The 19,523-nt window shown below is 70.4% G+C and carries 16 protein-coding genes, 1 pseudogene and 1 riboswitch; of the genes and pseudogenes, 4 read left to right on the top strand and 13 right to left on the bottom strand.

Going from position 1 to position 19,523, the window contains the following annotated elements; genetic code table 11:
* Positions 1 to 4 precede the first annotated feature (4 nt).
* Complete coding sequence (yaaA, locus tag Q5696_RS08305) at positions 5 to 748, top strand: peroxide stress protein YaaA (protein WP_305094709.1); 744 nt, start codon at positions 5 to 7, stop codon at positions 746 to 748.
* 123 nt (positions 749 to 871) lie between these two features.
* On the opposite strand, the gene Q5696_RS08300 is transcribed toward yaaA, so the two are convergent.
* The 7 genes and pseudogenes from Q5696_RS08300 to mqo all read right to left on the bottom strand — a co-directional run bounded on the left by Q5696_RS08300 (position 872) and on the right by mqo (position 9,699).
* Positions 872 to 2,278, bottom strand: coding sequence for an MFS transporter (locus Q5696_RS08300; RefSeq protein WP_305095185.1), 1,407 nt, complete (start codon positions 2,276 to 2,278; stop codon positions 872 to 874).
* 86 nt (positions 2,279 to 2,364) lie between these two features.
* Entirely contained in the window at positions 2,365 to 3,591 is a 1,227-nt protein-coding gene (cobA, locus tag Q5696_RS08295) for a uroporphyrinogen-III C-methyltransferase (RefSeq protein WP_305095184.1), read from the bottom strand.
* A 75-nt stretch (positions 3,592 to 3,666) separates the two neighbouring features.
* Positions 3,667 to 3,999 (bottom strand): annotated as a pseudogene (locus Q5696_RS08290) (cobalamin biosynthesis protein); the annotation flags it as partial.
* On the bottom strand, positions 3,992 to 5,374 hold the full coding sequence (locus tag Q5696_RS08285; protein WP_305094708.1) for a cobyrinic acid a,c-diamide synthase CobB: 1,383 nt from the start codon (positions 5,372 to 5,374) through the stop codon (positions 3,992 to 3,994). The pseudogene Q5696_RS08290 and the gene Q5696_RS08285, both read right to left, overlap by 8 nt.
* Positions 5,368 to 5,982: a cob(I)yrinic acid a,c-diamide adenosyltransferase gene (gene cobO, locus Q5696_RS08280; protein WP_305094707.1), complete on the bottom strand. Its 615-nt coding sequence runs from the start codon at positions 5,980 to 5,982 to the stop codon at positions 5,368 to 5,370. Before cobO ends, Q5696_RS08285 begins: the two co-directional genes overlap by 7 nt.
* A gap of 28 nt (positions 5,983 to 6,010) precedes the next feature.
* The gene (locus Q5696_RS08275) at positions 6,011 to 7,924 is read right to left on the bottom strand and encodes a VWA domain-containing protein (RefSeq protein WP_305094706.1); all 1,914 of its coding nucleotides are present in this window, start codon (positions 7,922 to 7,924) and stop codon (positions 6,011 to 6,013) included.
* A 22-nt stretch (positions 7,925 to 7,946) separates the two neighbouring features.
* Positions 7,947 to 8,060: riboswitch (cobalamin riboswitch) on the bottom strand.
* A gap of 103 nt (positions 8,061 to 8,163) precedes the next feature.
* Positions 8,164 to 9,699 carry a malate dehydrogenase (quinone) gene (mqo, locus tag Q5696_RS08270; protein ID WP_305094705.1) on the bottom strand — a complete coding sequence of 512 codons (1,536 nt, stop codon included), beginning with the start codon at positions 9,697 to 9,699 and terminating at the stop codon, positions 8,164 to 8,166.
* 200 nt (positions 9,700 to 9,899) lie between these two features.
* Here mqo and Q5696_RS08265 point away from each other — a divergent pair, with 200 nt between their 5' ends.
* The 3 genes from Q5696_RS08265 (at position 9,900) to Q5696_RS08255 (ending at position 13,380) form a co-directional block, all read left to right on the top strand.
* Positions 9,900 to 10,934 carry an alpha/beta hydrolase gene (locus tag Q5696_RS08265; protein ID WP_305094704.1) on the top strand — a complete coding sequence of 345 codons (1,035 nt, stop codon included), beginning with the start codon at positions 9,900 to 9,902 and terminating at the stop codon, positions 10,932 to 10,934.
* Positions 10,931 to 12,319 carry a mycothione reductase gene (gene mtr / locus Q5696_RS08260; RefSeq protein WP_305094703.1) on the top strand — a complete coding sequence of 463 codons (1,389 nt, stop codon included), beginning with the start codon at positions 10,931 to 10,933 and terminating at the stop codon, positions 12,317 to 12,319. The genes Q5696_RS08265 and mtr overlap by 4 nt, the downstream gene beginning before the upstream one ends.
* Before the next feature lie 155 nt (positions 12,320 to 12,474).
* Positions 12,475 to 13,380: an MOSC domain-containing protein gene (locus Q5696_RS08255; protein WP_305094702.1), complete on the top strand. Its 906-nt coding sequence runs from the start codon at positions 12,475 to 12,477 to the stop codon at positions 13,378 to 13,380.
* Between the two features lie 93 nt (positions 13,381 to 13,473).
* Here the strand turns inward: Q5696_RS08255 and Q5696_RS08250 are convergent, their stop codons facing one another.
* From Q5696_RS08250 to Q5696_RS08225, 6 genes are all read right to left on the bottom strand, one after another.
* Positions 13,474 to 14,142 carry a methionine ABC transporter permease gene (locus tag Q5696_RS08250; RefSeq protein ID WP_305094701.1) on the bottom strand — a complete coding sequence of 223 codons (669 nt, stop codon included), beginning with the start codon at positions 14,140 to 14,142 and terminating at the stop codon, positions 13,474 to 13,476.
* Positions 14,139 to 15,173: a methionine ABC transporter ATP-binding protein gene (locus tag Q5696_RS08245; RefSeq protein WP_305094700.1), complete on the bottom strand. Its 1,035-nt coding sequence runs from the start codon at positions 15,171 to 15,173 to the stop codon at positions 14,139 to 14,141. Before Q5696_RS08245 ends, Q5696_RS08250 begins: the two co-directional genes overlap by 4 nt.
* Complete coding sequence (locus Q5696_RS08240; RefSeq protein WP_305094699.1) at positions 15,173 to 16,006, bottom strand: MetQ/NlpA family ABC transporter substrate-binding protein; 834 nt, start codon at positions 16,004 to 16,006, stop codon at positions 15,173 to 15,175. The genes Q5696_RS08245 and Q5696_RS08240 overlap by 1 nt, the downstream gene beginning before the upstream one ends.
* Positions 16,007 to 16,036: 30 nt before the next feature.
* A complete protein-coding gene (locus tag Q5696_RS08235; RefSeq protein ID WP_305094698.1) occupies positions 16,037 to 17,050 on the bottom strand; it encodes an isopenicillin N synthase family dioxygenase in 1,014 nt (337 codons plus the stop codon).
* A gap of 349 nt (positions 17,051 to 17,399) precedes the next feature.
* On the bottom strand, positions 17,400 to 18,893 hold the full coding sequence (locus Q5696_RS08230) for a SulP family inorganic anion transporter (RefSeq protein ID WP_305094697.1): 1,494 nt from the start codon (positions 18,891 to 18,893) through the stop codon (positions 17,400 to 17,402).
* A gap of 35 nt (positions 18,894 to 18,928) precedes the next feature.
* Positions 18,929 to 19,495, bottom strand: coding sequence for an alpha/beta fold hydrolase (locus Q5696_RS08225; protein ID WP_305094696.1), 567 nt, complete (start codon positions 19,493 to 19,495; stop codon positions 18,929 to 18,931).
* Positions 19,496 to 19,523: the final 28 nt, after the last annotated feature.

The following is a 19,523-nucleotide window of genomic DNA, read 5'->3' as shown; positions in this document are numbered from 1 at the left end:
GACCGTGCTGGTGCTGCTTCCCCCTTCCGAGACCAAATCCGACGGCGGTGCGGGTGCGCCGCTCGATCTGGGCGAGTTGTCGATGCCGCAGTTGACGGAGACCCGCGAGATGCTCGCGACGGCGCTCGTCGAGCTCGCCGCCGACACCGAGGCGTCGAATCTGGCGCTGGGGCTCGGCCCGAAGCAGGCCGACGAGATCGAACGCAACGCGAAGCTGTGGGTGTCCCCCACCCGGCCGGCGCTCGAGCGGTACACGGGTGTGCTTTTCGACGCCCTCGATGCGCCGTCGTTCACGAAGGTGCAGCGGGAGAAGGCGTACCGGCGGCTGGCGATGGGGTCGGCACTGTTCGGCGCGGTGCGGTCAGGTGACCCGATCCCCGCCTACCGCCTCTCCGGCGGATCGAAACTCCCCGGATTCGGCACCCTGCAGGCCCTGTGGAAGCCGGAACTCACCGCTGCACTGCTCACCGAGGCGGACGGCGGACTCGTCGTCGATCTGCGCTCGGGCACCTACCAGCAGCTCGGCCCGGTGCCCGGCGCAATGATCGCCACGGTCCTCACCGAACAGCCCGACGGCTCCCGCAAGGTCGTCAGCCATTTCAACAAGCACCACAAGGGCCTGCTCGCCCGCGCCCTCACCGTCACCCGCGCCGAACCGTCCGACATCAAGGCCGTCGCCCGCGTGGCGGCGAAGGCGGGCCTGCGGGTGGAGATCGCGTCGGACTCGGAGTTGATCATCCTGACCTGAGGGACCGCCGGTGGCGCCCGTCGCACACCCTGGCCGGCGTCCCCGGCCGCCGCGCGACGGTGATCTTCCCGGACTTCCCGGTCCGCATCAGGACGATCCGCCGCGAATCACGACACTTCGGGCTCAGGCCGCCTGTGCGGCCTTCTCCGCTTCCTGCGCCTGCGCGACCTGGGCGGGGGTGAAGCGCACGAACAGGGCGGCCACGGCGGCGAGGGCCGCGAGGATCGCACAGCCGAGGAGGGCGAAGGTGTAGCCCTCACTGAGGGCGGACAGTTGTTCGGGTGTCATGTGGGTGACGGACACCCCGGACACGCCGCCTTCCGACAGGGTCTTCGAGGTGGCCATGGCGCCGACGATCGCGAGTCCGACGGGCCCGAACAGGACCTGCGCGACCTGTGCGATGGCGGTGAGGGGGCCGATCTCGTGGGGGCCGACGCCGGCGATGGCGCACAGCGGCAGCGGCACGACGGCGAGGCCGACACCGAAGCCGACCCCGACGACGAGCACGAACAGGTTGCCGACATAGGTGGCGGACATGTCGAGCGTCGACCCGTACAACAGGCCGATCGTGGTGAGGACGGTGCCGGCGACGACGAGCCAGCGGGCCTGCACCTTGACGGCCAGTTTGGAGGCGACGAACGCGGCGGCGCCGAGCCCGAACGCGAACGGCACGAACGCCAGCCCGGCACGCAGCGGCGTGTAGCCGAGGACGTCCTGGACGAACAGGGCCACGAACGGGGCGAGCGAGAACATCACCATGCCGACGAGGGCGAGGGAGACGAACGTGGCGACGCGGCTGCGGTTCCGGAACAGCGAGAACGGCAGCAGCGGGTTGGCGGCACGCCGCTCGACGACGAGGAACGCGGCGAGCAACGCGAGACCGCCGATCAGTCCGGCGAGGACCAGCGGGCTGGTCCAGCCCATCTCGGGGCCCTCGGTGAATCCGAACACGACGGCGGTGCAGCCGAGGGTCGCGAGGACCGCGCCGGGCACGTCGAGGGTGAGCCGTTCGGTGCCGGTCTCGGCGAGCGCCCGGAACGCCAGCACCAGGATCACCAGTCCGATGGGCACGTTGATGAGGAAGATCCACCGCCACGACACCTCGGTGAGGGCGCCGCCGATGATGAGCCCGGTGACCGAGCCGATACCGGTCATGGCCGCGAAGATCGCGATGGCCTGGTTGCGGACCGGGCCGGGCGCGAACGTCGTGGCGACCAGGGCCAGCGCGGTGGGTGATGCGATGGCCGCGCCGACGCCCTGCAGTGCGCGGGCCGCGACGAGGGTGCCCTCGTTCGCGGCGATCCCGCACAGCAGCGACGCGATCGTGAACAGGGCGACACCGCCGACGAACACACGTTTGCGACCGAATGCATCGCCGAGCCGGCCGCCGAGCAGCATGAGGCCACCGAAGGTGAGCGCGTACGACGTGATCACCCAGTTGCGTCCGGCGTCGCTCAGCCCGAGATCTTCCTGGATCTTCGCGAGGGCGAGGGACGCGACGGTGCCGTCGAGCACCATCATCAGTTGCATACCGCTCAGGACGATGATGGCGAGGCCGAACGCCCTCGTGGTCACGGGGTACTTCACGACGGTGGAGTCAGACACGAGACTTCACGTTACCGACCGTTCGGGGAAAACCCGGCCACTGTGCCGATCACGATGATCGCGGGCGGCCGGATCTCCGCCTCCCGGAGGCGGGCGGCGACGGTCGCCAGGTCGGCGCGCAGCACCCGCTGGGTGCGCAGCGTGCCCTCCTGGATCACGGTGACCGGGGTGTCGGCGGGGCGGCCGCCGTCGAGGAGGGCCGCGGCGATCTGTTCGATCCGCTCGACTCCCATGAGCACGACGATCGTGCCGCGCAGCCGGGCGAGCGCCGCCCAGTCGGTGAGCGACGACGGATGTCCGGGCGCGACGTGCCCGGAGACGACGACGAATTCGTGGGTGACGCCGCGGTGCGTGACGGGGATCCCGGCCGCGGACGGAACCGAGATGGCGCTCGTGATGCCGGGGACCACGGTGACGGGGATACCGGCCTCTGCGCAGGCCTCGAGTTCCTCGAAGCCGCGGCCGAACACGTACGGGTCGCCGCCCTTGAGCCGGACGACGAACTTGCCGGCCTTCGCCCCGTCGACCAGGGCCGCGTTGATCGCCTCCTGCGCCATCGCGCGGCCGTACGGGATCTTGGCGGCGTCGACCACCTCGACGTGCGGGCCGAGTTCGGCGAGCAGTTCCGGCGGGGCGAGCCGGTCGACGACGACGACGTCGGCGCGGGCGAGGAGCCGCCGGCCGCGCACGGTGATGAGGTCGGGGTCGCCGGGGCCGCCGCCGACGAGCGCGACCCCGGCGGCCGGGGCCTCGTCGGTGTCGGTGACGGTGCCGGCCTGCAGGGCCTCGATCAGGGCGGTGCGGACGGCCGCCGACCGGCGGTGCGCGCCGCGGGCGAGGACCCCGATGTCGAGGCCGTCGAACGTACCGGTGGCCGGGGTGACGGCGCTGCCGTCGCGGGCGCTGTCGGCGCGGACGCAGAAGATGCGGTGGCGGTCGGCCTCGGCGACGACGGCGGCGTTGGTGGCCGGTTCGTCGGTGCACGCGATCGCGTACCAGGCGCCGTCGAGGTCGCCGTCACGGTAGTTGCGCAGGTCGGCGGTGATCTGCCCGGCCGTCACCATGCCCTCGATCGCGGGGGTGATCTCGCGGCCGACGACGTGCACGGCCGCGCCGGACGCGACCAGCAGGCCGAGCCTGCGCTGGGCGACGCTGCCGCCGCCGACGACCACGACACGACGGCCTCTGAGGTCGAGCCCGACCAGGTAGCTGGATTCGGTACCGGCGGAAGCAGACACTCTCGTCTCCCCGTTCTTCTCGATCGATCGGACCACCCGACGGGCAGGCCCTGAAACTCTACTGACCGCGACGGTCACGCCGTTCACCACCTGCTTCGACGCGGTCAGCGGGCCCCCGCCGGCGGCGAGGACGGCGGCGGCCTCGGCGACGCTGGGGGTGCCGACGGTGTCGGCGGTGTGCGCGGACGGGTGCGGGACGGGGACGGCGGCCAACTGTTCGGCCGGATAGCCGAGAAGAGTCGCGCCGAGTTCCGCGGCCGCGGCGGTGAACGCCGGGAGTGCAGCCTTGCGGTCCAGGGTGGCCAGGACCGCCGGGGCGGTGCCGCCGCACACGGCCCGGACGGCGGTGACGATGTCGGCGGCGGTCGCTGCGGAGCCCGCCCCGACGCCGACGCACCGGTCAGCCACGGGCGGCCTCGACGAATCGCCGGATCGCGTCGGGGGTCCCGGCCGGATGCGTGTGCAGGTACGACGCGTGCACCGAGCCGGCGGGTCCGCCGACGAAACCCTCGCGGGTGGCGCCGGCATCCCACGCCCGCCAGCCCCACGCGGCCCCGAACCCGTCGGCGGTGCCGACGTCCAGTGCGGTGCGGTGGAATTCGTGTCCGGCGACGCGGGTTCCGGCGTCGAACAGGGCCGAGTCGGTGACGGCGACGGCCTCCCGGTAGCCGAGGGTGAGCCGTGCCCCGAAGCGGGCGTCGACGTCGAGGACCCCGGCCATCGGGTGTCCGTCGAGGCTGCGGGCCAGATACAGCAGGCCCGCGCACTCGGCGTGGATCGGGGCGCCGTCGGCCGCGAGGTCGCGGACCTGTTTCCGCAGGCCGGTGTTCGACGCCAACGCCACCGCGTGTTCCTCGGGGAAGCCGCCGGGCAGTACCAGACCGGCGGTGCCGGACGGCAGTTCGTCGTGCAGGGGGTCGAACGTGACGACGTCGGCGCCGGCGGCCTCGAGCAGTTCCCGGTGTTCGGCGTACCCGAACGTGAACGCGACACCCCCGGCGAGCGCGATCACCGGCCGGGGACCGGACGGGGTCGGACCCACCTCGGCCGCCGGATCCCACGCGTCGGCGTCGACGGACGAACACGCGAGGGCCCGGATCGCGTCCAGATCCAGGTGCGCCGCAGCGAGTTGCGTCATCGCGTCGACGGCGGCGACGGCGGCGCGGCCGTGTTCGACGGCGGGCACGAGCCCCAGATGCCGGGACGGCACCTCGAGTTCCGCCATCCGTGGCACCGATCCGAGGACGGGCAGCCCCACCCGCTCGCACGCCTGCCGCAGCACGGCCTCGTGCCGGGGGCTGCCGACCCGGTTGAGGATCACGCCGCCGATCCGCACCGCCGGGTCGTACGTCGAGAATCCGTGCAGCACGGCGGCCAGGGACTGGCTGTGGCCGCGCGCGTCGATCACCAGGACCACGGGTGCGCCGAGCGCCGCTGCGACCGACGCCGTCGACCCCTCCGCGGACGGTGCCGTCGACTCCGGATCGATCTTGCCGTCGAACAGGCCCATGACGCCCTCTACGACGGCGATGTCGGCGTCGTCGCTGCCGTGCCGGAACAGCGGCCCGATCCGCTCGGCACCGACGAGGACGGTGTCGAGGTTGCGGCCGGGCCGGCCGGCGGCGAGCCCGTGGTAGCCGGGATCGATGTAGTCGGGGCCCACCTTGAACGGGGCCACCCGGTCGCCGGACCCGCGCAACGCGCCGACGAGGCCCGTGGCGATCGTCGTCTTGCCGCTGCCCGATGCGGGGGCGGCGACGACGACGGCGGGAGCACTCACCATTCGATGCCGCGCTGGCCCTTGCGGCCCGCGTCCATCGGATGCTTGATCTTCGTCATCTCGGTGACCAGGTCGGCGGCGTCGATCAGGGCCTGCGGGGCGTCGCGGCCGGTGACGACGACGTGCTGGTTGCCGGGACGGTTACGGAGCACCTCGACGACCTCGTCGGTGTCCACCCAGCCCCACTTGAGCGGGTACGTGAACTCGTCGAGCACGTAGAAGCGGTGGGTCTCCGCCTCGAGCCGGCGCGTGATCTCCCGCCAGCCCTCGAGCGCGGCGGCGGCGTGGTCCTCCTCGGTGCCGGCCTTGCGGCTCCAGGACCAGCCCTCCCCCATCTTGTGCCAGCTGACGGCGCCACCGACACCGCTGGTCTCGTGGAGTTCGCCGAGCGTGCGGAACGTGGCCTCCTCACCGACCTTCCACTTGGCGCTCTTGACGAACTGGAAGACACCGATGTCGAAGCCCTGGTTCCAGGCGCGCAACGCCATCCCGAACGCGGCCGTGGACTTGCCCTTGCCGGGACCGGTGTGCACGGCCAGGACCGGCTGGTTGCGGCGCTGCCGGGTGGTCAGACCGTCGGCAGGCACGTTTTCGGGGACACCCTGAGGCATGTCGAATCCTTGTCTCGTACTGGAGGTTTCAGGCGGCAGCGCGGACGACGCCGGCGACCTGCTGCGCGGACAGTTCGGCCAGGCGCACGCACCCGCCGCGCAGGTCGCGCGCCAACTCGGCAGCCAGGCCGAGCCGGATCATGCCGGTCTCGCAGTCCACGACGATCGATGCGGCGCCGGTCCCGGCGAGCATCGCCGCGGCCCGGCGGGCCCGCGGGAGAGCGTCGGAGCCGCCGGTGGCGCGGCCGTCGGTGAGGGTCACGACCAGCGGGCGACGCTTCGGGTCACGGATCCGCTCCCGCAGCACCACCTCACGGGCCCGCAGGAAGCCCTCGGCGAGCGGGGTCTTCCCCCCGGTCGTCATCGACCGCAGTCGCCGCACTGCGACGTCCACCGACGACGTCGGCGGCAGCACCAGTTCGGCGGTGGTGCCGCGCACCGTGACCACGGCGACCTTGTCGCGGCGCTGGTAGGCGTCGCGCAGCAGCGAGACGACGGCGCCGGTGACGGCGGTGAGCCGGTCGCGGGCCGCCATCGACCCGGACGCGTCGACCACGAACAGCACCAGGTTGCCCTCGCGGCCCTCTCGGATCGCTCCACGGATGTCTGTGCCCGCCAAGCGCATCGGACCCGTGACGCGCCCACGGTCGCGCTGGTGTTCGGCGGCCGCGAACAGGGTGCCCACCAGGTGCAGACCGGTGCCGGGCTCGGTGGTGGCGCGGACGGTGCGACCGCGTGTCGACCGGGACCGGGAGCGGCGTCCGGGGGCTCCGTCGCCGACGCCGGGGATCTCGAGCAGCCGCGCCGTGAACTGCGGGCCGGGAGCACCGGCCGGCTGCTGCGGCGCCGATCCCGAACCCTGCGACTGCGAATCCTGCTGATCCTCACCACTTTTCGGTTCGGGAGCGGGGGCATCGGAGTCGTCCTCGGGCGCTCCACCGCCCGGGCCGTCCGGGTCGGGATCCGGTTCGGGTTCGTCGTCGGAGTGGGTGCGGGCGTCCTCGTCGGCCTTGTCCATCGCATCGTCGAGCTGCTGCGGATCGAGTCCGGGCTCGTCGAACGGGTCGCGGCGGCGGCGGTGCGGCAGTGTCAGTTCCGCGGCGATCCGCACGTCCTCCTCGGTGACGGCGTCCGCGCCGCGCCATGCGGCGTGCGCGGTGGCGGTGCGGGCCAGCACCAGGTCGGCGCGCATGCCCTCGACGTCGAACGACGCGCACACCGACGCGATCCGCCGCAGTTCGGTGTCGGAGAGTTCGACGGCGTCGACGGCGGCTCGGGCGGCAGCGATGCGCCGGGCCAGGTCGGCGTCCCGGTCGGCGTAGCGGGCCGCGAAGGCGTCGGGGTCGCGTTCGTAGTCGAGGCGGCGGCGCACCACCTCCACGCGCACGTCCACGTCGCGGGACGCGGCGACGTCGACGGCGAGACCGAACCGGTCGAGCAGCTGCGGGCGCAGCTCCCCTTCCTCGGGGTTCATGGTGCCGACGAGCACGAACCTCGCCGGATGCGAGTGCGAGACGCCGTCGCGTTCGACGTGGACGCGGCCCATCGCGGCGGCGTCGAGGAGGACGTCCACGAGGTGGTCGTGCAGGAGGTTGACCTCGTCGACGTACAGCACACCCTGGTGGGCGTCGGCGAGGAGGCCGGGCTGGAAGGCGCGTTCGCCGTCGCGGAGCACCTTCTCGAGGTCGATGGAGCCGACGACCCGGTCCTCGGTGGCGCCGACGGGCAGCTCCACGAGGCGGGCGCGGCGGCCGTTCTCGATCTCGGGGAGCAGCGCGGTGAGCGCACGCACGACGGTGGACTTGGCGGTGCCCTTCTCGCCGCGCACCAGCACTCCCCCGATTCCGGGGTGGACGGCGCACAGGGTCAGCGCGAGCCGCAACCGATCCTGACCGACGATGGCACTGAACGGGAACCCTGCAGGCTCGTGGACGTCACGCAACGATCGAATCCCTTCACTCCTCGGTCTCCGCGCCGAGAGCTTGGCGGTACGAAACATCGCGGCATTCTGGCTTCGGGCGAATCCGATTCGACGCCCTCACAGTGGCGGGACCGCGCCTGGTTCTCACAGGCTTCCCCGCAGATGTTTCTTCGGTTGCAGCACCTTACCGTGCTCACGACAGCACACTGCCGCGGCCCGGGATTCCGGGCCGCGGCAGCGGGGTGAAACGTGGTGTCCGGTCAGACCGACGCGGTCGCCGCGACGGGGGCCGCGTGGGCCGGGGTGGACGCGGGTGCCTCGTCGAGCTGCAGGGACCGGGTGCTCCAGTCCCACACTTCCTGGAACAGGGCCGGGTTGTCGGCGAGCTTGACGCCCAGCGACGGCACCATCTGCTGCAGCTTCGGGGTCCACGCCTCGAACTCGCGCGGGAAGCAGCGCTTCAGGACGTCGAGCATCGCGGGCACCGCGGTGGATGCGCCCGGGGACGCGCCGAGCAGGCCGGCGACGGTGCCGTCCTCGGCGTTGACGACGGCGGTGCCGAATTCGAGGACGCCGCCGTTGCCCTTCTTGCGGATGACCTGGACGCGCTGGCCGGCGGTGATGAGCTCCCAGTCGCCGCCGGTGGCGCGCGGCACGAACTCGCGCAGCGTGCGGATACGGTCGGCCGGGCCCTGCATGAGCTCACCGATGAGGTATTTGGTCAGGCCCAGTTCGGTGACGCCGACACCGAGCATCGACATGAGGTTGTTCGGCTTGACCGAGCCGGGCAGGTCGGTGACCTTGCCGTTCTTGAGGAACTTGGGCGACCAGCCTGCGTACGGGCCGAACAGCAGGCCCTGCCGGCCGTTGATGACGCGGGTGTCGAGGTGCGGCACCGACATCGGGGGCGCGCCGACGGCGGCCTTGCCGTACACCTTGGCGCGGTGCTGCGCGATGAGTTCGGGGTTGGTGCAGCGCAGGAACTGGCCGCTGACCGGGAAACCGCCGAAGCCCTTGGCCTCCTTGATGCCGGACTTCTGCAGCAGGTGCAGCGCACCGCCGCCGGCGCCGACGAACACGAACTTGGCGTTGACGGTCTTGGTGACGCCGGTGCGCAGGTTCCGGGCCGTGACGATCCAGCTGCCGTCGGACTGCTTGGTGAGGTTGCGGACCTCGTGTCCGAAGTACACCTGGCCGCCGGACGCGCCGACGTGTGCGAGCAGCTGCTTGGTGAGGGCGCCGAAGTCGACGTCGGTGCCGGTCTCGGTCCAGTTGAGGGCGACCGGGTCGCTGAAGTCGCGGCCCTTGGCCATGAGCGGCAGCCGGTCGGTGAAGAAGTCCTCGGACTCGGAGTACTCCATACCCGGGAACAAGGTGTGGCCGGCGAGGGCGTCGTAGCGGGCGCGCAGGTACTTCACGTTGTCGGCGCCGTGCACGAAGCTCACGTGCGGAATCGGGTTGATGAACTCGGACGGGTCGGTGAGGATCCCATTGTCGACGGCATACGACCAGAACTGGCGGGACACCTGGAACTGCTCGTTGACGTTGACGGCCTTGGTGATGTCGACACCCGACCCGGACGCGGGGGTGTAGTTGAGCTCGCACAGCGCCGAGTGGCCGGTGCCCGCGTTGTTCCACGGGTCGCTGCTCTCGGCGGCAGCGGCGTCGAGGCGTTCGAAGGTGGTGATCGACCAGTCGGGCTGCAGCTGACGCAGGATCGCGCCGAGCGTTGCGCTCATGATGCCCGCACCCACGAGCACTACATCGGTCTTCGCCACTACGTTCTGGTCTGACACTGGAGAATCGACTTCCTTGTCTGTTCGCACGACCTGTTCGCACGGTCTGTTCACACGCGACCTTCGCACGCATCATCCGCTCGGACTGTTCACGTGCACAGACCGCATTTCGCGCGCCTGTGGCGCTTAGGTTACCTGTGCGTCACCTTCCCCAATTGTGCCCCTCGCAAACGACTTCGTTCGCCCAATAGAGTGTGATCGTGACTACTTGGGCTCCGGACATCCTCGGTGACGGATATCAGCAGCTGACGATCCCCCTGGGGGCCGACCCGGACGGCGAAGGTCACGTCGAGGCCACACTGGTCCGTCATCGCCCGGAGGAGCCCGCCCCGTCCCGCGCGGTGCTGTACGTGCACGGATTCACCGACTACTTCTTCCAACGGCACGTGGCCGAGCACTTCACGGCCCGCGGATACGCCTTCTACGCCCTGGACCTGCGTAAATGCGGCCGTTCCCTGCGCCCGGGGCAGACCCCGCACTACGTGTCGGATCTGGCGCTGTACGACGCCGAACTGAACGAGGCACTGCAGTTGGTGCGCGACGAGGTCGGCGGACCCGTCCTGCTCACGGCCCACTCGACGGGCGGTCTGATCCTGCCGCTGTGGCTCGACCGGCTCGAGCGCAAACCGGGCGGCTCGGCGGGTGCGGGTGTCGCGGGTCTCATCCTCAACAGCCCGTGGTTCGACCTGCAGGGGCCGGCGCTGTTGCGCACTGCGGGCACGTCCGCCGCGATCGACGCGCTGGGCCGGGCATCGGGCCGGACGGAGATTCCGGGACTGAAGCTCGACACGTACGGGTCGAGCCTGCACATCGGCGCCAACGGCGAGTGGGACTACGACCTGGAGTGGAAGCCGCTGACCGGGTTCCCGGTCCGGTTCGGCTGGCTACGGGCCGTCCGTCGCGGTCACGCCCGGTTGCACCGCGGCCTCGACGTCGGCGTGCCGTCGCTGATCCTGCGGTCGACACGATCGGTGGTCGCGTCCCGCTACAACCCGTCGGTCGACACGGCCGACGCCGTCCTCGACGTCGACCAGATCGCCCGGTGGGCGGGCTGCCTCGGCAACCGGACCACGATCGTCCCGATCGACGGGGCCCGCCACGACGTGTTCCTGTCCACGGCCGGTCCCCTCGCGGAAGCCTTCCGCGAGGTGGATCTGTGGCTGGGCTGGCTCGACGCACACCATCTGACCGACACCCGAGAAACAGCCACCGAGGAGACAGGGGCAACTGCGTGACCCATTTCGACATCGCGATCATCGGCACCGGATCGGGTAATTCGATCCTCGACGAACGCTTCGACGGCAAGAAGATCGCGATCCTCGAGGAGAGCACGTTCGGCGGCACGTGCCTCAACGTGGGTTGTATCCCGACGAAGATGTTCGTCTACGCGGCCGATGTGGCGCGCACCGTCACCGAGTCGTCGAAGCTCGGAGTGGATGCGAGCCTCGACGACGTCCGCTGGCCGGACATCGTCAAGCGGGTGTTCGGGCGGATCGACCCGATCTCGGCGGGCGGCGAACGCTACCGCACCGAGGACTGCGCGAACGTGACGGTGTTCCGCGGGCACGCGAGTTTCGTGGGTCCGCGCACCCTCGACACCGGCACCGGTGAGGTGATCACCGCCGACCAGGTGGTGATCGCGGCCGGGGCACGGCCGGTGATCCCCGACGAGATCGCGGCGAGCGGCGTTCGCTATCACACCAACGACGACATCATGCGCCTCGAATCGCTGCCCGAACGTCTGGTGATCCTCGGATCCGGTTTCGTCGCAGCAGAGTTCGCGCACGTCTTCTCGGCGCTGGGGGTGCGGGTGTCGATCGTCGGCCGCAGCGAGCGGCTGCTGCGGCACCTCGACCGGGACGTGTCGGAGTGGTTCACCGAGCTCGCGCAGCGCAAATGGGATGTGCACCTGGGCAATCCGGTGGTCGCGGCCCGGCAGTCCGGCGGCGCGGAGTCGGCGGGCGTGGAACTCGAACTGGCGGACGGCACCGTCGTCGCCGGTGACGAACTGCTCGTCGCGGTCGGCCGCACCCCGAACGGGGACCGGTTGAACGCCGGACACGGCGGCGTCGCGGTCGACGAGTCGGGCCGGGTCATCGTCGACGAGTACCAGCGCACCACCGCCGAGGGGGTGTTCGCGCTCGGGGACGTGTCGTCGCCGTACCAGCTCAAGCACGTCGCCAACCACGAGATGCGGATCGTGCAGCACAACCTGCTGCACGACGCCTGGTCGAACACGGACGCCCTGCGCCGCACCGATCACCGGTTCGTGCCGGCAGCGGTGTTCACCGACCCGCAGATCGCGGACGTCGGGATGACCGAGGAGCAGGCCCGCGAGGCCGGCCTCGACATCACCGTCAAGGTGCAGAACTACGGCGACGTCGCGTACGGGTGGGCGATGGAGGACGACGAGGGCTTCTGCAAGGTGATCGCCGAACGCGGCACCGGACGCCTGATCGGGGCACACGTGATCGGGGCGCAGGCGTCGACGGTGATCCAGCCGCTGATCCAGGCGATGAGCTTCGGGCTGTCGGCCCGCGACATGGCCACCGGCCAGTACTGGATTCATCCGGCGCTGCCCGAGGTGGTCGAGAACGCGCTCCTCGGCCTGGAGATCTGAGCCCCGACCGGACTCGTGCCCGCCGGCCCCGGGTACCGCGTCGACCGGTGTGCAGCCGATCGGCGTCGGGCTGGAGATCCGCGCATTCCCGACAGATCCACCCGATCACCCACTATCGTTCGCATGTACAACGACTCGGTATCGAAGGCGGACACATGCGGCACACGGTCTCGGAGATCTGGCGCTACCCGGTCAAGTCGTTCGGTGGTGAACGCCTCGACTCCGCGGTGATCGGATCCGACGGCATCCGCGGCGACCACGTGTGGGCTCTGGTCGACAGCGAGACCGGCCATGTGGCCAGCGCGAAGCGGACCCGGTTGTGGAGCCCACTGCTCGGGTGCCGGGCACGGCTACTGGACGACGCGTCCGTCACCGATCCCGGCGCACTGGAGATCACGCTGCCCGACGGCACGGTCCTGCGCGGTGACGATCCGAACACCGTCTCGCGGCTGTCCGCGCTCGTGGGGCGTGCCGTGTCGCTGCGGACTCCGGGCGAGGCCGCGAAGGTGATGGAGATGGAGTGGGTGGCCGAGTCCCGGATCGGGATGGATGCGGCGGTGTCGGCGTCCGCGAGCCGCACCGGACAGGACGCGGGCTCGGATGTCCCGGTCGGGGCCGTCCCGACCGGGGGCGCTTCCGAACGTTTCTACGATCTGGCGCCGCTACACGTGCTCACCACATCGAGTGTGAACGCACTGCAACCAGGATCCGCGGGCCGTGTCACGCGCCGCTTCCGCCCCAACATCGTGGTCGGTGAGGACCACTGGGATGCGGGCTGGGTCGAGGACGCGTGGGTCGGCGAGCGGGTGCGGGTAGGCGCGACCGAGATCACCGGCCGGATGCCGACCGGTCGCTGCGTGATGGTCAACCTGGCGCATCAGGACCTCCCCGCAGAGAAACAGACCCTGCGAAACATCGCTGCGGCACATCGGGTTCCGGGACCGTACGGCACCGCGGACCTCCCCAGTATCGGCATCTATGCCGACGTGGTGACAGCCGGGCAGATCCGGGTCGGTGACGTCGTCGAGACGATAACGACCGCCGACCTCGCCGAGCGGTGAAGGACTTCCCCTCGCCTACCGGGAGCCGGACCGTACCGACCCGCCGACGCCACGAACAGGGCGGGAGGAACGCTTCAGGATCGGAGTGCGCGCCTACTTGCGGTGCTTCAGCGCCCGGACGACGCCGTCACCGATGGACTGCAGGATCTGCACGAGGACGACGAGCACCACGACCGCGACGAGCAGTACCGGCGTGTTGAACCGCTGGTAGCCGTAGACGATCGCGAAGTCACCCAGCCCGCCGCCGCCGATGACGCCGGCCATCGCCGAGTATCCGATCAGCAGCACGACGGTGAGCGTCGCACCGGCGATCAGGGCCGACACCGATTCCGGCAGGAGCACCTTGCGCACGATCTGGCTGTTGCTCGCACCCATCGCCTGCGCCGCCTCGATCCGGCCGACGGGTACCTCGCGCAGCGCCGACTCGACGACGCGTGCGTAGAACGGGATCGCACCGATCGTCAGCGGGACGATCGCGGCCGTCGGGCCGATCGCGGTGCCGACGATCAGCCGGGTCGTGCCGATCAGCGCGATCATCAGGATGAGGAACGGCAGCGACCGGAACACGTTGACGACGGCGCCGAGCACCGCGTTGACGGCACGCTGGGGCCACAATCCGCTCGGCGAGGTCACGTGCAGGATCACGCCGAGCAGCACTCCGCCGATCACGGTGAGCAGGAACGAGATCGACACCATGTAGAGGGTCTCCTGCGTCGCCTCCCACACCTCGGGGAGCGAGTCCTGCCAGGACAACTTGTTCATGCGGTTACTCCCTGCACCAGTGCGCGGGTCTCTTCCTGCCCGGCACCCCAGGAGAGGGTGGTGCCGGGCTGGGCGGCCACGAATGCGTCGACGTCGGCCCGGTTCACGTCGGGACCGAACCGTAGCCGCAGTCGTCCGACGGTGACGCCGGCGACCTGTTCGACGCTGCCGCCGACCACGGAGATGTCGACGTCGAGCTTGCGGACGAGCTGCGCGAGCCACGGCCCGTGCGCCTCGTCGCCGATCGTGGTGACGAGCGCGGTGTCGGCGCCGTCTCCCTGGGACGGGTCGTCACCGACCGGGACGATCGCCGCCCCCAGCACCGAGCCGGGTGTGCCGACCAGGTCGAGGATCCGTCCGGTCTCGGCGATGCGGCCGTCCTCGAGCCGGGCCGCGGACGTGCAGATGCGGCGCAGCACCCCCAGCTCGTGGGTGATGAGAACGACGGTGACGCCGATCGAGCGGTTGAGTTCGGCGAGCAGGTCGAGGACCTGGTCGGTGGTGTCGGGATCCAGCGCGCTGGTGGCCTCGTCGCACAGCAGCACGTCGGGGTTCGACGCGAGGGCGCGGGCGATGCCGACCCGCTGCTGCTGTCCGCCGGACAGCTGCGACGGGAACGACTTCTCCTTGCCGGCCAGGCCGACGAGGGCGATCAGCTCGTCGGCGCGGGCGCGGCGCTGCTTGCGGTCCATTCCGGCGAGTTCGAGCGGGAACTCGACGTTGGCGCGCACGGTCCGCGAGTGCAGCAGGTTGAACTGCTGGAACACGGTGCCGATGCGGCGTCGTGCGGCCCGCAGCCCGAAACCGGTGAACTGGGAGACCGGCGTGCCGCGGAGCAGAATGCGGCCACTGGTGGGCTGCTCGAGCAGGTTCAGGCACCGCAGCAGCGTCGACTTGCCCGCACCCGAGGGGCCGACGATGCCGAAGATCTCGCCCTCGGCGATCTCGAGGTCGATGCCGCGCAGGGCCGCGACCGGGGCCGCGCCACCGGCGGCGGGGAAGGTCTTGACCAGATTCTCGACGGTGATCATCAGCCGGCCGCGTGCACCGGGACGACGGCGCCGGAGTAGTTCTCCTGGATCCAGGTGGCGGTCTCCGGGGACACGAGCGCCTTCGCGAGGGCCTGGACGCCGGGATCGTTCTCGTCGGCGGCACGGACGACGAGCAGGTTCGCGAACGGGTTGCCCTCGGCCTTCTCCGCGAGGAGCGTGTCCTCCGTCGGGTTCAGTCCGGCCTCGAGCGCGTAGTTGGAGTTGATGACCGCGGCGGTGATCTGCGGGTCACCGAGGTTGCGGGCGATCTGCGAGCGCTCGATCTCGACGAACTTCAGGTTCTTGGGGTTGGCGTTGACGTTGGCCTGGGTGACGACGGACAGGTTCGCGTCGGCGAACGGGACGTCCATCTCGATCAGTCCGGCAGACTCGAGCAGGTAGAGGCCGCGCGCGAAGTTGGTGGTGTCCTTGGGCAGCGCGATGGTGGAGCCGTCGGCGAGCTGGTCGACGGCGGTGATCTTCTCCGAGTACAGACCCATCGGCTCGAGGTGGACGTCGGCGACGGAGACGAGGTCGTTCACGCCCTTCTGCTTCTGCCAGTCCGCCAGATACGGGGCGTGCTGGAAGTAGTTGGCCTGGACGTCGCCGGCGACGAGCAGTTCGTTGGGGTCGATCTCGCCGGTGACCGGCTTGATGTCGAGGGTGATGTCGCCGAGGGCGCCGGAGTCGGCGATGTGCTCGAGGATCTCCACGTGCGGGGTGCTGGACGCGGAGATCACCAGCTTCTCCCCCTCGTTACCCGAGGAGCAGGCAGCGAGACCCGCGGTGAGCAGGGCGGCAGCGGACAGGATTGCGTTGCGGCGCAAGAACATTCGAAAAATTCTTTCCGGTCGAAGAGTGGGTCAGCCGCGCAGGGCGGGCAGGTCGAGCAGGTCGCGGTGGTACCGCTCGGTGACGTTGGGGTGGGCGCGCAGGCGCGATTTGAGGGCGTTGAGGCCGTAGCGGGCGTGCAAGGTGCCGCCGTGCTGGTCGGGTCCGACACCGGCCGCGTCCGCGGCGAGCTCGGGCGACAGCGGGATCACGGGCAGCGCCTCGTCGTAGCCGGGGTTGAGGAAAAACGGCAGCGACACCCGGTCGGTACCGGCCGGGGGCGGCAGCACGCGGTGCACGGTGGCCTTGAGATAGCCGCCGGTGGCGACCTCGAGGAGTTCGCCGATGTTGACGAGCAGGTGCCCGGGCAGCGGGGCGACGTCCAGCCACGCAGTCCCGCCTCCCCGGATCGATGTTTCCACCTGGAAACCGGTGCTGGTGGGTTCCGGGTACAGCAGGGTCAGTGCGCCGACGTCCTTGTGGCTGCCGACGCCCTGGCCGGTGACGGAGCCGTCGTGGCCGGGATAGCGGGCGATCTTGAGCAGTGGGTCCGGATCGGCGAACGCGGCGTCGAAGAAATCGGCGGGCGCCCCGAGCGACCGGGCCCAGCCACGGATCAGGCGCAGCCCGGCGTCCTGCGCCTGGCCCGACCATTCGAGCGCGAGCTCGCGCAGCCGCGGGACGGCGGCGGGCCACAGGTTGGGGCCGTGCAGCACGTCCCACGGGCGGGCCGGGTCGATCGGGTCGACGGCGCGGCGCTCGGGACCGATGTCGAGCTGCTCACGCCAGTCGATGTAGCCCTGGGTGCGCTCGCCGCCGACACGGGTGTAGCCGCGGAAGTGCGGCGAGTTGCTGTTCTCGATCGGGAGCTTCTCGGCTTCGGGCAGTGCGAAGAATTCGCGGGCCGCGGCGATCAGGTCGTCGGTGAGCTGCTGGTCGATGCCGTGACCGGTGAGGTAGAAGAAGCCGATCTCGTGGGTGACCGTACGCAGGGCCTCGAGATCGAGGTCGTTCAGATCGATGATCGGGAGGGCGTGGGCGGACATGGTGGCAGATCCTTTCCCCACGGGCACCGGTGATGTTCTCGCGCTGCGACGTGGGTGCCCGATGGGAAGGATTCGCACTTCGGATGCGAGGCGGTCCGGATGGACCACCGCGCGTCGTCTCGTCTCAGCGCCGGCGCATACAACAGCAACCGCCACGCATTCGCGTCATGGCGATGGTTGCTGCGAAGCCGCGCATCAGTGCCCTTCCCGGACGAGATCGTGAATCGGTACCCGAGAACCGGATGTACCGCCGCGGGAAGACTAACGCTTGACAGGTTCCGAACTCAAATCTTGCGTATACGCACGACGACGAGCGGCGACGAATGTGCGACGAACGGTCCCGGACCCGTCACCCGAGGCGTCCGGACAACCTGTCGAGGCGGGATCGGCTCTCGGCGTCGACGCCTTCGATCCGCACCGTCGTACCCCGTGCCGCGTACTTGCGCTGCACCGCGTCGAGGGTCGCGACGGTGGACGCGTCCCACACGTGGGCGGCCGACAGGTCGATCGTCACGGACGGCGGATCGGCGGCGTAGTCGAACCGGTGCACCAGATCGTTGCTCGACGCCCAGAACAGTTCCCCGGACACCCGGTACGTCCGGGCCGGGACTCCGTCGACGACGGTGTCGGTGACGTCGAGCCGGGTCATGTGCGCGACACGGCGGGCGAACGCGACCATCGCGGTGAGCACACCGAGAACGACACCGACCGCGAGGTTGTCGGTGGCGAGTGTGCCGACGACGGTCACCACCATGACGAGCGTCTCGCTGCGCGGCATCAGCCGGAGCGTGGCCGGGGCGATGCTGTGCCAGTCGAAGGTGGTGGCCGCGATGACGATCATCACCGCGACGAGGGCCGCCATGGGAATCGCGCCGACGACGTCGCCGACGGTGATGCACAGCAACAGCAGGAACGCGCCCGCGAGGAACGTGGAGATACGGGTACGGGCCCGCCCCTCCTTCACGTTGATCATGGTCTGGCCGATCATCGCGCAGCCGCCCATGCCGCCGAAGGCCGCACCGGCCATGTTCGCGACGCCCTGCCCCCACGATTCTCGGGTCTTGTCCGACGGGGTGTCGGTGATGTCGTCGACGAGCTTGGCGGTGAGCAGGGACTCGAGCAGACCGACGAGCGCGAGACCAAGCGCGAACGGAGCGATGGTCGTCAGCGTCTCCCACGTCAACGGCACGTCCGGGATCATCCAGGTGGGCAGGCCCGACGGCAGCTCGCCCTGATCGCCGACGTCGGGGACGTCGAGACGCAACGCCGCGACCACGCTCGTGAGCACGACGATCGCGATCAGCGGTGCGGGTACGGATCTCGTCATCTTCGGTACCAGGACGATCAGACCGATCCCGGCGGCGACGAGCGGATACACCAGCCACGGAACGTCGACCAGGTGCCGGAGCTGCGCGGTGAAGATGAGGATCGCGAGCGCGTTGACGAACCCGATCATCACCGACCGCGGCACGAACCGGACCAGCCGTGCCAGTCCCACAGCCGCGAACAGGATCTGCAGGGCACCCGCCAGCCACACCGCGGCGATCAGATGGTCGATGCCGTGCGCCGCGACGAGCGGTGCGATCACCAGCGCCGTCGCACCCGCCGCGGCCGACACCATCGCCGGGCGTCCGCCGACGAACGCGATCGTCATCGCCATGATGCACGACGTGTACAGCGCGACCTTCGGATCGACGCCCGCGATGACCGCGAACGACACCACCTCGGGGATGAGTGCGAGGGACGTCACGAGACCGGCGAGCACCTCGGTGGTGAGTCGGCGCGGCGAACGCAGGGCCGCGCCGACACTGGTGACGGAGGTGTGGGAGGGAGTGTCGAGCACCGGCAGAGCCTAGTCGGCGGACGCTCGGCGTCGCCCTACCAGGATCCGGTGCGCAGCACGATCTCGGTGGCCAGTTCGGCCGCGGCCTTCGCGGGCACGTTGTCGACACCGTCGAGCTGGACGACCCGGAAGTCGGAGTACACGTAGCGGCCGGTGACGTCGGCGCACGCCCGCCCCAGGGAGCTGCCCACGACGAGCGTGGTGGGCAGTTCGACGGCCGGGCACACCGCGTCCAGGACGGTGCCGTCGACGCTCGGCACCGCGGGATGGCCGCGGTCGGCGACGATCAGGCTCGCAAACCGGCCGAACGTGCGCGCCGCGAGTTGCCACGCGAGTTCCGCACCCGCCCCGGCACCGACGAGGTTGACCCACGGCAGTTTCAGGGTGTCGAGCAGCGCGATCACCGACGGTACGTCGAGGCCGTCGACGGTTTCGGGGACGACGGTCCGCAGATCGGAGTCGTGCAGGCGCGCGCAGACGGCGTCGAACACGTCGGCGGGGTCGCCGGCATCGGGCAGGAGTAACACGGTGTGCCGACTCTCGGGTCCCGCGATTCGCACGGTCACGGCCTCGGTTCCCACGGCAACACTCGTCGACTCCATGACCGGAAACGGTACGCGATGCACGTCA

Source organism: Prescottella sp. R16, from assembly GCF_030656875.1.
GTDB lineage: Bacteria > Actinomycetota > Actinomycetes > Mycobacteriales > Mycobacteriaceae > Prescottella.
The sequence above is the reverse complement of the archived record's forward strand: the minus strand, read 5'-3'. Positions and strand labels throughout refer to the sequence as shown.

Excerpts from the sequence above, each read along its gene's own strand:
- Q5696_RS08300 (WP_305095185.1), bottom strand. The coding sequence starts at position 2,278 with ATGCAACTGATGATGGTGCTCGACGGCACCGTCGCGTCCCTCGCCCTC.
- Q5696_RS08285 (WP_305094708.1), bottom strand. The coding sequence starts at position 5,374 with ATGGTGAGTGCTCCCGCCGTCGTCGTCGCCGCCCCCGCATCGGGCAGC.
- cobO (WP_305094707.1), bottom strand. The coding sequence starts at position 5,982 with ATGCCTCAGGGTGTCCCCGAAAACGTGCCTGCCGACGGTCTGACCACC.
- Q5696_RS08255 (WP_305094702.1), top strand. The coding sequence starts at position 12,475 with ATGCGGCACACGGTCTCGGAGATCTGGCGCTACCCGGTCAAGTCGTTC.
- Q5696_RS08250 (WP_305094701.1), bottom strand. The coding sequence starts at position 14,142 with ATGAACAAGTTGTCCTGGCAGGACTCGCTCCCCGAGGTGTGGGAGGCG.
- Q5696_RS08245 (WP_305094700.1), bottom strand. The coding sequence starts at position 15,173 with ATGATCACCGTCGAGAATCTGGTCAAGACCTTCCCCGCCGCCGGTGGC.
- Q5696_RS08240 (WP_305094699.1), bottom strand. The coding sequence starts at position 16,006 with ATGTTCTTGCGCCGCAACGCAATCCTGTCCGCTGCCGCCCTGCTCACC.
- Q5696_RS08235 (WP_305094698.1), bottom strand. The coding sequence starts at position 17,050 with ATGTCCGCCCACGCCCTCCCGATCATCGATCTGAACGACCTCGATCTC.
- Q5696_RS08225 (WP_305094696.1), bottom strand. The coding sequence starts at position 19,495 with ATGGAGTCGACGAGTGTTGCCGTGGGAACCGAGGCCGTGACCGTGCGA.